Here is a 16,320-nt window from a genome sequence, read left to right as displayed (position 1 = left end):
GTCGATTTCGGCAATGCCGTCGATTTCGGCAATGCCGTCGATTTCGGCAATGCCGTCGATTTCGGCAATGCCGGTCAACTCGTTATTTTTACCGTTTGCATCCGGGTATTTACCGGGGACGGAGGTCGTTATTCCGGAAAAAGAGGAGAGTGCACGCTCTTTTGCCTGTTCGATTATATACGAAGCGCTTAAAGGAAAAGTCCGCCGTTTCAGCAATGATTTCAGATCCGCTTCCGTTTTTTCAAGGTCACAGGTTGCTTTTTCACGGCGGTGGGGACGGAGGTCGGAAAAATCAGGGAGTTCTTTCACTGTTTCGAGTCGGACGGCAAAGTGGTGCCAGGGATTTTTACTTGCCCCGGTTTCACGCCTCACGATAATAAGCATTGAAGCCGCCCTGGTTGCGGCAACGTAACGGAGTCTGCATGCTTCCGCATCCAGAAACAATTTTTCGCGTTCCTTAAGGGATTCCCACTTTTGCGGGATTGCCATGAGCGTACCGGAAAAAGATCCGCTTTTTTTATATACTGCAAGATACCCTCTGGTTTCACCACCGAATCGGTCTATATGAACATACGGTTCCCGTCTGCTTTCTCCCGAAGGATCTGCGAGAAAGACTACCTTTGCTTGCAGGCCTTTTGCCTGGTGCAGGTTCATGAGTCGGACGACATCGGTTTGTTCCTGCAGAATCGACATTCCGTCATAACGGACCGCTTCATTCACGAAGTCAGAAAGACGATCGATGAGTTCTCCGGGACTCGTCATACCTGAAGCCACCGGGCGGAGAAGTTCGACCGTTTTCAGCAGGCTTCCCGCCATGATATGCCCGCCTGTTTCCATACAGGATAGCGGGACCAGGCCGAGTCGTTCGATGATCCTTTCGAGTGCCGCGATGGGAGGAAGGCTTGTCATCATTGACTGGAACGATTGCAATGCTTCGAATGCATCTCTGAATGCCCCTGCATCAGTTTCAGGCAAGCCGTCGGGGACGGAGGTATTGAAATCGAATCGTCCGCCCGCTTTTCTAAACAAATAAAGGGAATCATCACTGATCCCGAAGAGTTCACTCCGCAACACACCCGCAAGGACAACCGGATCGTCAGGATGAAGTGTGGCCTTGAGTATAAGCCGGAGAAGGCGGAGTTCCTTCAGTTCGTTCAGTGTGGCCCCGCCGGTGATCGTATAGGGGATATTGTATCGTTTGAGTTCATCCGCATAGAGGGTGAGGTGGTGCCTGTATCGTGTGATAATCATAAAGTCCGAAGGTGAAGCGTTACCCGTATGTGTTGCCTTGAGGATAAATCGGGCAATTATCCCCGCTTCATGGCAGGAGGCATCTGTGTTTTTCGTTGAAAAAGCTTCGGGAATGGTGATTTTGTAAACCCCCGTCATTCCCATGACCGCATGTTCAGGTGTATCGGGTTTGCCCTGAAGAAGATCGACATAAACAGGCGAATGTTCCGTTTCTTTTTTTGGAAACTCATGAGAAAAAGCCGCATTGATCCATTCCCGTACCGGTGATATCGATCTGAAATTTGCCGAAAGCCTGACAAGGATCCCCCGTTCATGCGGCTTTCCTTGTTCGCAGATTATCCGCTTTACGGTATTATAGGTTGAAATATCCGCTCGGCGGAAACGGTATATCGACTGTTTTGGATCGCCGACGACAAAAAGCGAACCCGGCCGTGGAACACACCGCTGCCAGCTGCGTTCGCAGGGATCGGTGGCGGATAAAAACATCATCACTTCCGCCTGGATGGGATCGGTATCCTGAAACTCGTCGATTAAGAGATGAGTATACCGGGTCTGGAAATAGGTACGGACATGGGGATTCAAACGGAGGAGGGAAGCGGCGGACATAAGCAAATCCTGGTAATTAAGCAGTCCCTCATTCCGGCGTCTTTTATCATAGATCCGGCGTGCCGCAGTCAACACTTTTAATACCGTACAATACCGGCACTCATACCATGCCGTAAGCGCGGGAACAATAATATCGTCGCGAAAACGATCCCACCGGTTTTGTTCTTCCCTGCACTCGTCACGGGTGAAGGTCCCCTTTGTCATCCAGTCCTTCTGCGTCACCTTGCGCTTCCGGTCGAAAAGGGAAAGGAGCAGTACAATATCGGCGGGATCGGAACGATCGAAATCGGGCAGGGAATCGGGGAAATCCCGGTAAAAACCGATCAGTGTGTCCGTTGTCCATGTTTCGGGAAGACGGGGCCGGAGTGTTTTCATATGGTCGGTATATTCATCGATCCGGGCGAACACCTCCGTGCTGTCCGGTACGGGCAGGGATTCGCCGTCACCCGGCCAGGTATCGATGTCGGGGTAATCGGTGAAGGTGAGAAATGCCTGTTCACAGTCAGTTATCCGGATGCCGCGGGAACGGCATTCGCCAAGGAGTCCTTCCCGGTCTGCAATCGGGAGTGTTTCGATGAACCGGCTCCATGATTCTTCCCTGAGTAAGATGTCCGAATCCGGCTCGAGTTCCCCGAATGCAATGTCGCATCCCGCTTCAACCGGTCTTTCCCGAAGAAGCCGCGCGCAGAATGAGTGGATTGTTCCGATGAAACACCTGTCGATATGCAGCAACGCGTGAGTCAGGCGTTCCCGGTAGATCCCTTCTTCCGTCTTTATCCGTTTTTCAAGAAACACCTGGAATCGTCCCCGGAGTTCGGAGGCGGCTTTGCGGGTAAAGGTGACTGCGACGATATTTCCCGTACCGCAGATGTTGTTTCGCAGAAGGGCTATCATGCGGTCGATAAGCGATGTCGTTTTTCCCGTACCGGCAGCGGCCTCGACCATCATGTTCCTGTTGAGCTTTTTGGTGATGAGTACGCGTTGATCGTTATCGGGGGGCGGTGATTGGCTCATGCGTTTCGGAACCTCTTGAACGGCTGCAGGTTCTCATTATCATCGACGGAGATTTTCCGGTTTATCTCTTCTATGGCCCGGTCGCCGTCCACGACAGCATCCGTGTAACCTGAAAAGGCGATGTCAGCCTGCGTGTCCGTGTATGGGAAGCAGCCGGCCGCTATCATATCGCATAACATTAGAAGATATCGGGTGCCGCCCGTAAGGGTGTCCCTGTCCCACCATATCCGTCTGCCCAGCTCACCGATAGACGGAAAAAAAAAGCCGAACCGTCCGACCCTCGCGCGGGGGCCGAAGTGCTGCTTGAGTCTGAGTTCGGACGCTGCGAGGTAGAGGATATTCTGGATTATTCTGCCTTTGGTAAACGGATCCTGCCAACCGTATTGAGCCGAACGGCCGGTTTTATAATCCCAGACCGAAAATACCGGATCGCCGGATGCGTCTGCCCGGTCGATTCTGTCGATGCGTGCACGTACGCGGACGCTTTTATCGTGCGTGAGGCGGAGGGTGAGGGGGTCTTCGGAGTCAAGCAGTGTGCTGTTGCCGGTTTGACGGACACCGATTGTCACTTCAAAAAAAACGGGGCGGGAAGTCCTGCAGAATTTTTCTTCCCGGCGCAGGAAAACATCCGCGGTTTTTCTCAGATAGGAAATATCCGAAGCCATAACGAGCGGATTACACGGCGGATTATCGATTTTCGCAATGTCGATGTATCGGTCCAAAATCGTATGCAATAATGTCCTGTGTTCATTGAAAAGTGGGCGTTGATCGCGCCGGGATACCTCTTCCATAAACTCGCGAAACACCTCGTGGAGAAGGGAACCGCGATCCAAAGAGGTCAGCCACCGTGCGGTATCGATCGTTTCATCTTCCTGTTCTTCGATACCCAGAACGTAGCGGAAGAAAAAATGAAGCGGACACCGTGCGAGAAGTTCGAGTCCGCTCGACGAGAGGATAATGCCACCTTCACTGTAGGGATCGATATCTTCCGTGCATGAAGGGACAAACCCGTCGAAAACGGTAAACGAATCGGATTCGCGTGCGCGGCGCATATCGAATCCCCTCCCGAGGTGGGGAAAAAATTTTCCAGTGAGTTCATACCTGTTTTCAACCTCGACGCTTCCGCAAAGCCTGTGCGCCCAGAATTCCGAACCCGTTATACATGCGTCGGGTTCCCCGGGAGTAAAACTGACCGATCCATGTAACGCGTTCATAAGGCAGCCGTGATCGGCCTCGTGGTTTCCCGAGAGGATCCTGTAAGCTGAAAGGATAACGGGAGAGGGAAATATCTGGCGGTTATCGATCATGTCCAATGAGGAGAAACTGAGTGTACAGTTTCCCCGCAGACGTGAGAAGAGAAGACTCAATTCTCTCATTTTGTTTTCCGGCAGGTCGCCCTTCACATCAAGTTCTCCTGAGATTCTTTTTCGTTCATGGTCAAGGAGAATGGGATCGCTCGTACCGCTGCCGGGAAACCTCGTGTCGTCGAGTCCCACGATAAAGGTATAAGGCCTTCCGGAATGGCCGCCGGATGCGATCGACGTCACATAGACATGAGAAGGCCGGGGACCAAGGGCCATGGCGGACAAATCCTGCGAGAGACGCGAAAGCCATGAACGGAGATCGAAGCCCGAGAGGGTTTCCCCCGATTCGACGCATTCACCGATTTCTTCCAGACCGCGAAGCATGACCTGCTTTGCGTAATTGTCGAATTCATTGGTTGCGCTTGAGGCGTGTTTCACGAACCATATCGCGCAGGAAAGAATATGGGACTCATCCGAGTTTTCCTGTGGTGTATGGGAAAGAAGGTCCTGCACAAAGGAGTGTAATTTTTTCAGCATTTCTTGCTTTCGGCCGGCGCTTATAATATCTACCGGCGGGGATATATCGTCGTCAAAATGTCTTCCGGCCATCGAGGCATGCGGCTTTTTATATGCGGCAATGGCACGATCCAGCAGCGGAAGGTACCTTTCCCTTCCCAGCCAGATATGTATCGTCTGAAAGAGCGACGCGTGACCGGATGAAATGTTCAGCAACCCTTCCCGTATCATACGGGTAAGGCGGTATTGCGGAAACCCCTCTTCGAACCACCGAATCCAGGCATAAAGCGCGCGGCCCGGTTTTGAATAATGTATCGGAATACCTTCTTCAAAGGTGACGGGGATATCGGTTTCGGTACCCTCCCCGAAAATAAAAGCCGATTCATAGATGATCGGGACGTAGGTCGCTGAATCGGTCTGAATAACCTCGACCTTGTCAAACGGTATCTTTCTGGAAACGATACGGCGAAACACTTCACGAATTTCGTTTACCGCGCCCGAGGCATGAAAGATATTCGCCGAATCGTCCCCGCGCGGCGGCGGGCATCCGGTAACATCACGGATCTTTGACAGGAGAGTGATATCCGTACGTTCTTCCGGCATGGCATCGTTCGGGTTGTCGCAGGAAAGCACTTTACGGGCGCGGCCGGGTATTTTTGACCAGAATTGTTTTTCGAGTGGATGAAAATCAAACCTGATTGCCGCCTCCGGCACTACAAGAAGCGGCCCGTCCTCAGCTTTAGTATCCATTTCCATGACATGATGCATGGCGAGTTTGAGGACGTCGGTATAATCGGCGAGTCTGCGGGAGGCAAGGGCTTTCTCGTAATCGCGCAACAGCCGGATAATTTCCTTTCCCTTTTCAGGCACTTCAAAAAAATCCGGGTTGATATCGCCGCTTTCAAGACCGGCCAGCCGTAATTCTTCGATCGATAAACAAAGTCTCTTGAGGAGTCCTTTCCCCGAACTCAGCCGGTTTAGGTATCCCGATTTTTGTTTCCGCAATCCTTCGAAGACGGCCCCGACGAGAAGTTCTTTTCTGAGACCGCTTATACAGACAAGCTCTTTTGACGCAAGTGCCCCGGATGCGAAATCCATCGCGATCGTCCTGATCGTCTTGAGCCGCAGATTGAGGACGGGCTGTCCCGCGGCCGATACCTGGTCGATCCATTGAAAACCGATGCGGTGGGTCGGGGCAATCAGCCATTTCTCGGTAAGCAGATCCGTATTACAGAGTCGTTGCAGTTCCCTGATAAATCGCGAGCGTTGCTCCATCTTTTCATACAGCTTACCCGATACGGGAGCATTTTTCCAGAGTAATCTGATTTATTTTTAGCGGATAGCTTTTGGATAACGGGGACGGAGGTGGCTGTAATGAGAAATGGCTGGGGACGGAGGTGGCTATGAGGGGGTTTCCTTCTTGACAGAAACAGGAAATATTTTTACTGTGTATCATGCGAAAAATCAATTATCGGGTGTTTTTTGCCGGTCTATTGATCCTGTCCGTTGCGGCGTATCCGGATTATAAGGATGACGTACGCAAGCTGATCAGAGAAAATACGCAAAAAGACGGTACAATCATCAATAAGGACCAAATCCACGACGCTATCGCCAATTTTTCCGTGCGGGAACGGGAGGAACTTTACACTCACCTGAGAGATGACCCGGTTTTCCCGACGATACTCAATATTATACCCCTCGGCCTCGGTTCGCTACTCCAGGGTGACGAAAAAGTCTTTTATTTGATGGTCTTATTTATGGGCGCCGGTACTCTTTGCGGAAGTTATCTCTATTTTCTCTATCCATGGGACGATCCTTTCGGATCTTTGTGTAACGGCCTGCAGAGTGTTTTTTTATTTATTCCTGCCTGGGAAATGGTTGCCGCTGCAGGTTTCGGGTATATTTTCAGTCTTCTTACCCCGGGCTGGACCGCCGATTACAGGAACAGAGAGCTTGCCTCCGCCCTTAAGCTTAGAAAAGTCAGTGTCAGATTTACACCGGTGGCTGATAATCAAAAACAGGTATTCACGGGGAATGGAACTGCTCCTGTGTCTTTTTCAATAATGCTTTCTTTTTCATTTTATTGAAATTATTCCCGCTTTATCGTTGTTTTCCCTATTAATGCTCCTTTACGATAAAAAGATAGATAAGAGACATAATCCCGATGATGACACCGGATAACGACCTCATTGAACCGAATGAATGCAGGCTATACATCTTCTCTCTCACGGTAGATATTTATTTATCATACATGGATTTGAATACCCGCACCCGGTTTTGGCGAAAGCATTTGGAAGATGCTTCTTTCTCATTGGCGCAACGTTATTTTGAATTAAATATAGTTTTTCTTGAAAACGTTTAGCGATGAATACAGCATGTATGTGTGAAAGCCGAATTAAAGTTCTATCCTACCCGCAAGGTCGACTGCTGCCGCAGGAAATACTAAGATAATCCCGTCATAGTCAATAATCCGAATGGAGGTGTATGGCGATAACAAATGCGTAAAAAATTTGCTTTTATTGCATACCTTCATGTATTGTTTTTTTTATTATGTCCGCAGCTTTATCCACGGCAAACGGGTGATGTAAATGATGGCGGTAACATAAACATTGTGGATGCCCTTCTTATCAACAGCTACTATGTGGGACTTGATCCTCCAAAATTCCATAAAAGCGCCGCGGATATCAATGGCGACGGGCGTATTACGATTATCGATACGCTTCTGGTTGCAAAATACGATGTCGGACTTATCTCGGAGTTCGCCATGCGTTCCGAAACAATCCCCGAAGTCACATCGTCTTTGTGTGGTACGGGATTATCGGTTGATAAAGCAATAGACGGCTTCACCGAATGTGTCAGGATCGATAATAACGGCTTTGAAAATACGGAAGGAGATAATCCGATCGGATGGGAAATCCGGTGTCTGTCGAATGACAGGGGAATATCGGAAATCAGGACGGTAAATGATAATCCCTTTTCGGGAAATCGGTGTATCCTTGTTCACAATGTCGATATTAATTACGTTCGTATAATGAAAACCATACAAATTCCTCCTCATAGTCATTATAAATTATCCTGTCGCATACGAACTGAAAACGTAAGCAGACATGGAAAGGGTGCGGGTATTTCCATACTCGATTGCCGGTCGACCTCAAAGACATTGCGGGGGACTCATAATGAGTGGGTTGAGACCGATTTTTATATAAAGGCAAACAATGAACGGAAAGCGATAACGATTGTTCTTTTTTAGGAGGGTACGCGAGTTGGAGTGCCGGGAAGGCATATTTTGATGAAGTGACGATTGAACCGGTCGATATCATTCCCTCCGGAAGTCCCTTTACCGATACAGATCAATTGACACCGAACAGACTCGATGTAATCGAATCATTGAATGCAAAAAGAAGCGGAACGGACATGTGCGGAATCATCATGATATTCGTCATTTGTCTTTTATCGGTATGCGGGATTGTCGTTTTGTTCATTATAATCAAAAGAACGCATGATATTGCCGGATTTCTGCGAAATGCTTTGAAAGGCCGGCTTGCTCAATTCTTTTCGAAACATATCTGGTTTTTTATACTCCTCTGCGTTGTTTCCATTTTCTATGTGGTTTTCATGTTCCCGCACCTAAAAAACAACCCCCCGCTTTCACCCGATGTCTTCAGGGATATCGCCTATGCTCAAAATATTTTAAACGGCAATTCCGTCTTCGATGATCCTGCGATCAAGGGTGAGTATATCTGGTATCCTCCCCTTAATGGGATAATGATGGCATTTATTTCCGCGCTTACCGGAGTAGACCTTTTCTCCCTCTACAATTGTTCTTTGATCTTTATAAATATGTTTTCCGTTTTTCTTTTTTCTTTCAAACATACTGACGAAAAGGCTGGCTTTTTTCTCGACACTCCTCATTCCATTGATGCCATGGCTTAAAACGTCCATATATTATCCCCAATATCCTGCGGCCCATCTTGAATCCGGCACCCGTTACATACTTTTCGAATCTCATGCTCGATCCTCAATGGACCATATTCATTCCCGATGTATTCCTTTGCCTTATATTCTGGATTGCGGCAGGAACCGGATTATTTGCCCTTTCTGAAAGGATCAGAGAAACGGGAATACTCCTCATGTTCTGCCTGCTGGCCGTCACGCTGATCAATCAGGGCCTGGGCTATCTCGAGAACTTAGGCGATACGACGAAGGGGATATTCATGTTTTTACGGCATATTCCAACCTTAATACCGCATGAGTTTCAATGGTTTTTTCAATTATTTATTCTTCCTTTTTGTCTGCTGCGGACTCTTTACCCTCATCGACCGATGTGTGAATACGAGAATAAAAGCGGTCCGGACCGGCATTTTCATTCTTTTTTTGATACCGGGATATATGTCTTTCCAGAATGAGAATGCACCGGATCTCGGACGCGCCGGGGGCTCGTATCAACCGGCAGAGTACATCGAGTGGATACGAAGCCATACGGATAAAAACGATGTTTTTCTCGTCAGCAACCCCCACATGGCTTTTTACGAAGTACAGCCCTATACGGCCAGGAAGATCGTGGCATCTGAACGGGGACACATGAACTTTCACGTTGATTTCGATAAGCGGGTAAAAGATAAGTCCCGGATGATCACGTCTGACGGTCTCGATGAGTTCCATCAGACAGCGTCATTCTATGAAGTCAAATATTCGATTATCAATCGCGGGGATGTCAGTGAAACCAGGTTTCTATTTTTCAGGAACAATTTTCCTTTAGTTTTCGAACACGGCAATTTTATTATCGTTAAATCCGATATCATGAATATACGAAAGTAGCGGCAGATCGGTCACTAAATGGGAGCCTTTTCCGCCTTGTCCGATTTCGGCACCGTGTTTCTTACCTCCACCCTCCCGCTTTCTGCGGAAATCGAAATGTGCGTCGAGTCGGGGTATTCATAAAGATGTGTCGCGATGGAAGAAAGCACTTCCTTTTCAAAAATACGTTCCAGATTTCGTACGCCGAATTTTCTGCTGTACCCGGTCTGAAGAATGTGATCGATAAACGTCGAATTGAATTCGACAAAAATGCCTTTTTTCTCAAACATTTTTGCCGCATCGTTTATCATGAGGTCGGTGAGGATTTTTCCGGCCGTCTCCTGTTCAATATGTTTGAACTCGACCACTTCATCGATCCTGTTGATAAACTCGACGGGGAATATATCGGTGAGCCGGACATCGATTTTTTCATTGTTGCCGGCAAAACCGAGCGGGCTGCCGGAAGCACCGAAAGCATTGCTTGTCATGATAATGGTCACATTCGAAAAATATATTTCGTTTCCGTGCGAATCGCATACTTTTCCTTCATCGAATATCTGAAGAAAAAGCTTGATCACTTCCGGATGTGCCTTTTCGATTTCATCGAGCAGAAGCAGAGAAGACGGATTTTCCACGATTGTGGAATGAAAAAAGGAGACATCATCATACCCGATATAACCGGGCGGCGAACCGATGAGCTTGGACACCGAGTGTGGTTCCGTAAACTCGGTCATGTTGAGGGTGAAGAGCTTCTTTTCCGAACCAAAGAGAAATGCGGCCAGCTGTTTCGCGAGGTATGTCTTGCCGACGCCGGTCGGGCCGATAAACAGAAAGACCCCGTCGGGTTTGTATGGTTTTAAATCGATCCTCTTTTTTGTCATTCTGATCAGTTTTGAAACACACGCGATCGCATCGTCCTGACCGAACACCCGCTGTTTGAGGTACGCTTCCATCTGGAGCATATGTCTCCCCATGTCTTCATCCGTTTCGAGGAATTTTATGCCGACAAACTCGCCGACAATCTGTTTGACGGTTAATTCGTCGACCTCGTTTTTCCCCATAAGCGCGCACCGGGAAAAGGCATTCTCGAGTATGTCGATCGCCTTGTCCGGAAGCGACCTGTTTTTTATCTCCGTGGCGGATAGCTCGACGATGAGATTGAGCAGCCGGTCGTCGATACGTATTTTATAATGGTTTTCCATTTTTGTTTTCAGCCGTTTGAGAAGAATATTACATGTGTCGGTATCCAGTTCCTCGATATTGATTTTGTAGAATCTCCGTTCCAGGGCCCTGTCTTTCTGAATATACTTTTTATATTCTTCCGGTGTTGTCGCTCCGATACATCTGAGTTCGCCGCGGGCAAGATACGGCTTTAAAATATTCGCGGCATCGATCGAACTTCCTTCCGTTGTCCCGGCCCCAATGATCATATGTGCTTCGTCGATGAACATTATGATGTTTTCCCTCTCCCGGAGTTCATCGACGATCCTTTTCAGCCGTTCTTCGAACTCCCCCCTGTATTTTGTGCCTGCGACGACCATACCAATATTCACCTCGATGATTTCCATTTGTTTAAAATAATCGGGGACCGCTCCCGCGACTATTTTTTGTGCCAGTCCTTCGACGATCGCGGTTTTCCCGACCCCGGCTTTCCCTACTAGAATCGGATTATTCTTTTTTATTTTATAAAGCACCTCAAGAAGCGCCTGTATTTCTTTTTCTCTGCCGATTATATCAAACAACTCGCCACAGCCGGCCATTTTTGTGATATTTCTTCCGAATTTTTCCACAAAAAGCTCGTCTTTCTTTTTATTCGATGAACATACCTCATCGAGATTAACCTGCGGTATATCCTTCGAAAAATTGTCCGTACTGATATTTGTCCTCCCCTTTTCGTAGGTAAGGGAAGCGAGGTCCCCGGGTTTCAGCGCCTCTCCCGTATTGACTTCTTCGGGAAATTCCTTAAGCAGACGTTCTTTTTCTTCAATGGAGGGGGTGTAATCCGGATATGCCTGCAATACCTTCTCGTACATTTCGTATGCCTTGCAGTATTTTCCCATCCTGTCGAAGATTAGCCCGATATTATGAAGGGAGAATTTATATAAGGGATCATGTTCAATAGCCCGCGTATAATAGTAGAGGGAAGTGACGTAGTCCTCATCACGGTAATAAAGAATGCCCATATTATTCAGCGCCGCAACATAATCGGGGCTGTACTGGAGGGCTTTATAGAGATATTCCTTTGCTTTTTCATATTGTTCGCGTTCTTTATAGATTGTTGCGAGATTGTAATATGGATATTTATAGCTTCTGTATGCCTGGATTGCGAGAAAAAAATATTTTTCTGCGGTCTCATAGTTTTCTCTGTCGAGGTAGTAGAGACCGAGTTCATTCAGGGCAGGGTGGTAATCCTTTTTCACATCGATGGCTTTTTCAAACCATCCTCGCGACTCCTCACGCTTTTTTTCATCATCGGGAAACGCCCTGTTTGTCGCGAGTCCTATATTGTAGTACGCCCAGTAAAATTTGGGATCGATCGATAATGCCTTTTTATAGACTTCTATCGCGTTCGAGAAGTCATTCATATCAAAATACACATTTCCCAGTTCATTCCAGGTATTGGCATCATCCTGTACAATTTCCAGACTTTTTTTATAATAGAGGACCGCGTTTTCAAGATTATGTCTGGACGTTTCGATTTTGGCCATTTTTTCGTAGCATTCGTTATTCCTGTTGTCCTGTTTGATGATCTTTTCATATAATTCCATGGCCTTCACATAGTCATTCATGTAAAAAAGATTATTTGCCTGATCCAGCAGTTTCTTTATATCGTCAGCCATTGCCACTCCCCGTCGGTTGAATATATTAATGCACAAACACATACATTCTAAAACGAAAACGGGAATTTTTCAATTTCCGCCGTTATAATATTTATCATCGCGGCCCGTTCGTGGCTGTTTTTATACATTCCAGGCCTGGTTAACCCGGTTGCATACGCGTTGGATTTTTCCCCCGGGAAGTGATTTTCAATTAATGAGAATGTCGCATGAGCGTTTTGAAGTACACCCGGATCCGGACACCCGGCCTATTTTTTTTTGCGTGTGCACTTCCTGCATGTTTCGCCGTTGTATCGGTCGAAAATTTTCGCCTTCCAGTCATGGCCGTTCGGACATTTCCACCAGACCCGTTTTTTGGAAAACGGACTGACGGTTTGGGGGGTCAACACCCTGTTTTTTGTCGGATGCCACTCTTTTGCCAGTTCAGGGCTGAGTGTCGCAAGGCAGTTTTCCTTGTTTACCTTACGGCCGTCGCAATACGGACATCCATACCCCTTCGTTCTGTAACCGACGAATGACTGCCACTCGTGTCCTTTGCTGCATTTCCACCATACCTTCTTCTGTGAGTTGGCCGTCACGTTTCGCGGTGTCAGCGATCCGTTTTTTGTCGGATGCCAGTCTTTCGCGGCTTCGGGGTTGACAGTCTGAAGACAATTGTCTTTTGCGACCTTTTTCCCGTCGCAATAGGGACAGCCCCTCCCCCTCCTTCTGTAGGCGATACCCGCTTTCCATTCATGACCTTTTTTGCATTGCCAAAAGACCTTTCTGGCGCTGCTTGGAAGGACATCTGCCGGTGTAAGCTTTTTGTTTTTTGTCGGGTGCCATTCCGCCGCAAGCTTCGGTTCCGTCACCTGAAGAGAACTTTCCTTACAAAGCTTTCTTCCGTTACAGTAAGGACATACGTTACCATTTGTCCTTGCGGCAATAATGGCCTGCCATTCATGACCTTTCTTGCACTTCCACCATACTCTTCGCGCCGAATAGATGGTCACTTTGTCCGGTGTGAGTTTCCCGTTTTTTGTCGGGTGCCACTCTTTCGCCAGTTCGGGTTTTCTGGTTTTGAATGAGGTGTCGTTACAGACATAGATACCCGTACAATAGGGACATCCGGTCCCGGTTGCCCTGTTGTTGACGATCGCCTCCCATTCGTGACCTTTGTCGCACACCCACCACACCTTCTTGCCGGAGTGATGGAAGACGTCCTTTGGTGTGAGTTTTCCGTTTTTCGACGGATGCCACTGCTTTGCAAGACTTGGATCTTTGACAGCAAGTGATTCTTTTTTCAGTAATTTTGCACTTTTCATAATAAGTCAATATACTAATCATATCCAGAAAAGTAAAGGGTAATTGATTAAAAGATTGAAAAAATACAAAATACAGCACTCAAAATACGACCGCATTGTGTTTTATCGTCCCGGTTCAATTATGACGGGTTGAAGGTGACGGAAAATGAATGATATTGTGTTTACAATAATATAGTCATTAATTCGTCTTTCTTTTAAGGGGAAGCGGCAGATGTCGTTTTTTTCCGTTTTCATACAGGATCGTTGACCCGGAGATCGCGCATTCGGCGCTAAGTATGTCTTTCCCGATGACGGACGGCGGGCGAGTGGAAACGGTTTCTCCGGATGTAAAATCTTGTAGTTTTTTTATGTAACCTGTAGCCGTAATTAACATTTATTTGTATTATCTAAGGAAGAAAAAGGATAGTATAATGCAAAATAAATTTCTGACAGGTATCATGTGTATATGTTTTCTCTTTGTCCTCACCGGAATTTTCGCCGAAACGGCTATCGATATCGAGTCGGCGGTGAAGAACGCCCTTGAATACAACCTGAGTCTCAAATCGGAGGAAATCGGACTGCGGATAAAAAAGCGGGTAAAGGATACGACGTGGAACTATTTCATTCCTAAAGTGAGTGTGAGCACGACATTATCGAAAATGAACGAGCCGGCGGAACCAGTCGATCTGGGTATGTTTTCGATACCGGGCGGAGACGATTACTGGGACCTCACCCTCGGACTGAATACGTCCCTCACGATAACGGCTTCGATGTTCGTCGGCATGCGCCAGGCGGTCCTGGATTACGAGTCGGGACTCATCGGTCTTGAAACAGCGAAGAAAAAGCTTGAATTGAATGTGAGAAAGATGTTCTACAATCTTCTTTTGCTGAAAGAAAACATGAAACTCATGGAATTGTCCGTCAAAGCCGCGGAAGACAGGTACCTTCAGTCGGCGGCGAATTACAGAAGCGGTCTTGTCCCGGAATACACGATGCTCGCCGCGCAGGTTGCCTGGGAAAACATGAAACCGGCACTCAAGGAAATGGAGATAGGCTACAAATCAGCCGTCATGAGTTTCAAGCAGATGATCGGTATGGATCAGGAGGAAGAAATAGTCCTTCAGGGGTCCATTCAAATGGAGAAGACCTCCTATGCTTCCGGGGATGCGGAGGAACGGATAGGAGACAGACTCGATATCAGACAACTCAAAAAAAGTATTGAAATGCTCGAAAATCTGAAACTGCTTTCCGTCACCTCATTGACCCCGGCAATTACCTTTTCCTTTTCCGCGGATCCCGGTTTTCAGGGAGATCCTTTTTCCGACAGCCTGTTCGACAACATCGACGAAAACTGGAGTCAGCGCGGGGGGATGTTTGCCGTAACGCTGAGTATTCCGGTCGACGGATTGTTTCCGTCGTCGAAAACACAGGTGGAAATCGCGAATAGTGAAGATAATGTCGAAAAAGCGAAAAAAGGGCTCGAAATGGCCTATCAGGCAGCGCGTCTGGAAATCGACACCCTCCTTATGCGCCTTGAAAAATCCGTGACGTCGATCGATACCCTGAAACTCAATGTCGGTCTCGCCGAGCGGGCTTACAACATGGCGGAAGAAGCATACAGGGCGGGAAGCAAGGATCTGCTTGAACTGCAAAACGCCGAACTCGAGTTGCGAAAAGCCCGTCTCGAAGTATTGAAAGAGGAGTATAATTATATGACAGGTCTTCTTGATCTCGAGTATGCGTTGAACGCGCAGTTCGAAAAGGCGGGAAAATAAATGAAAACACATATGATATTGCCGGTATTGACTCTTTTTTTATTAATTTCATGCAATCAGGGCAAGGATGGGGCCGCCGGGGCCGGGGCCATGCAGAATCCCGGAGAAAACAGCGAGACGGTCTTTGCCGTCAATACGGTTCAGGCGGTCAAGGGCGAGATTCTTGACTATATCGAAGTCAATGGCGATGTGGTGACCAGAACGAGTGTGGATATTTTTGCGGACACAATGGGAAAGCTTACATCGCTTTCAATACGGCTTGGCGATTATGTGGAAAAAGGAGCGGTCATTGCGGAAGTCGATCCGTCGAAACCGGGTATGAAATTCGTCGCAAGTCCGGTAAAGTCCCCGATCGCAGGGACCATCATTTCGATCAATGTACAGGTCGGCGCGACGATCACGCCGCAAACTCCCGTTGCGAAAATAAGCAGGATGGACGAGATACAGGTTCGCACGGAAGTGGCGGAACGCTACATCTCAAAGATCAGGGAGGGGCTCGACGCTCTCCTGCGTTTCGAAGCGTACCCCGATGAACGATTCAGAGCGACGATAAAGGAATTGAGTCCCGTTGTCGATCCCGTCACCCGCACCATGGAAGTCAGACTCGGTTTTGACGATTATGACAAACGGATCCGGGTAGGAATGTTCGCTGAGGTTAAAATAATCACGGAAAAGAAAAGGGGAATCGTCAAAATTCCATCGGAATGTCTCATCAGGCGGTACGGGGGGTATTATGTCTTTATCGTCACCGACGGGGTTGTCGAAAAACGAAAGGTGACGCCGGGTCTTCAGATTGATAACAAACTCGAAATAACGACGGGGTTGAAGCCGGGCGAACTTGTCGTTATCCAGGGCCAGACGCTTTTGGAGGACCAGGCAAAGGTGAAGATTGTGGAAGAACGGGAACCGCTTCCTCAGAGTGATATTATAGAGTAGG

At 47.9% G+C, this 16,320-nt stretch carries 10 protein-coding genes; 6 read left to right on the top strand and 4 right to left on the bottom strand.

Features of this window, described 5'->3' with window-relative positions; all coding sequences use genetic code 11:
* Positions 1 to 2,871: UvrD-helicase domain-containing protein (locus JW881_06400; protein MBN1697125.1), on the bottom strand; the 2,871-nt coding region annotated here is incomplete at its 3' end.
* Entirely contained in the window at positions 2,868 to 5,966 is a 3,099-nt protein-coding gene (locus JW881_06395; GenBank protein MBN1697124.1) for a PD-(D/E)XK nuclease family protein, read from the bottom strand. The genes JW881_06395 and JW881_06400, both read right to left, overlap by 4 nt.
* A gap of 179 nt (positions 5,967 to 6,145) precedes the next feature.
* Here JW881_06395 and JW881_06390 point away from each other — a divergent pair, with 179 nt between their 5' ends.
* The 4 genes from JW881_06390 to JW881_06375 all read left to right on the top strand — a co-directional run bounded on the left by JW881_06390 (position 6,146) and on the right by JW881_06375 (position 9,509).
* Positions 6,146 to 6,778 (top strand): hypothetical protein, encoded by a 633-nt coding sequence (locus tag JW881_06390; protein MBN1697123.1) that lies wholly within the window; start codon positions 6,146 to 6,148, stop codon positions 6,776 to 6,778.
* A 410-nt stretch (positions 6,779 to 7,188) separates the two neighbouring features.
* Positions 7,189 to 7,941 carry a dockerin type I repeat-containing protein gene (locus JW881_06385; GenBank protein MBN1697122.1) on the top strand — a complete coding sequence of 251 codons (753 nt, stop codon included), beginning with the start codon at positions 7,189 to 7,191 and terminating at the stop codon, positions 7,939 to 7,941.
* 44 nt (positions 7,942 to 7,985) lie between these two features.
* Positions 7,986 to 8,624: a hypothetical protein gene (locus JW881_06380; GenBank protein ID MBN1697121.1), complete on the top strand. Its 639-nt coding sequence runs from the start codon at positions 7,986 to 7,988 to the stop codon at positions 8,622 to 8,624.
* A gap of 315 nt (positions 8,625 to 8,939) precedes the next feature.
* Positions 8,940 to 9,509 carry a hypothetical protein gene (locus JW881_06375; protein MBN1697120.1) on the top strand — a complete coding sequence of 190 codons (570 nt, stop codon included), beginning with the start codon at positions 8,940 to 8,942 and terminating at the stop codon, positions 9,507 to 9,509.
* A 14-nt stretch (positions 9,510 to 9,523) separates the two neighbouring features.
* Here JW881_06375 and JW881_06370 read toward each other — a convergent pair whose 3' ends face one another.
* Positions 9,524 to 12,328, bottom strand: coding sequence for an AAA family ATPase (locus JW881_06370; protein MBN1697119.1), 2,805 nt, complete (start codon positions 12,326 to 12,328; stop codon positions 9,524 to 9,526).
* Positions 12,329 to 12,573: 245 nt separating this feature from the next.
* Complete coding sequence (locus tag JW881_06365; protein ID MBN1697118.1) at positions 12,574 to 13,629, bottom strand: zinc-ribbon domain-containing protein; 1,056 nt, start codon at positions 13,627 to 13,629, stop codon at positions 12,574 to 12,576.
* 410 nt (positions 13,630 to 14,039) lie between these two features.
* On the opposite strand from JW881_06365, the gene JW881_06360 reads away from it, so the two are divergent.
* Both JW881_06360 and JW881_06355 read left to right on the top strand, forming a co-directional pair.
* Positions 14,040 to 15,383: a TolC family protein gene (locus JW881_06360; GenBank protein ID MBN1697117.1), complete on the top strand. Its 1,344-nt coding sequence runs from the start codon at positions 14,040 to 14,042 to the stop codon at positions 15,381 to 15,383.
* Positions 15,384 to 16,319, top strand: a complete 936-nt coding sequence (locus tag JW881_06355; GenBank protein MBN1697116.1) for an efflux RND transporter periplasmic adaptor subunit — start codon at positions 15,384 to 15,386, stop codon at positions 16,317 to 16,319.
* Position 16,320 lies beyond the last annotated feature (1 nt).

This window comes from Spirochaetales bacterium (assembly GCA_016930085.1).
Lineage (GTDB): Bacteria > Spirochaetota > Spirochaetia > SZUA-6 > JAFGRV01 > JAFGHO01.
The sequence above is the reverse complement of the archived record's forward strand: the minus strand, read 5'-3'. Positions and strand labels throughout refer to the sequence as shown.